Below are 217 nucleotides of genomic sequence, written 5' to 3'. Positions count from 1 at the left end.
GCAGGTGGTGGCCATCGCCAGCCACGATGGCGGCAAGCAGGCGCTGGAGACGGTGCAGCGGCTGTTGCCGGTGCTGTGCCAGGCCCATGGCCTGACCCCGGAGCAGGTGGTGGCCATCGCCAGCAATAGCGGTGGCAAGCAGGCGCTGGAGACGGTGCAGCGGCTGTTGCCGGTGCTGTGCCAGGCCCATGGCCTGACCCCGGAGCAGGTGGTGGCC

At 71.0% G+C, this 217-nt stretch carries 1 pseudogene; it reads left to right on the top strand.

Annotated features, from left to right (window positions below):
• A pseudogene (locus F7R02_RS26250) lies at nt 1–217 on the top strand (TAL effector repeat-containing protein); the annotation flags it as partial.

The sequence above is a fragment of the Xanthomonas cissicola genome (genome assembly GCF_008801575.1).
Lineage (GTDB): Bacteria > Pseudomonadota > Gammaproteobacteria > Xanthomonadales > Xanthomonadaceae > Xanthomonas > Xanthomonas cissicola.
The sequence above is the reverse complement of the archived record's forward strand: the minus strand, read 5'-3'. Positions and strand labels throughout refer to the sequence as shown.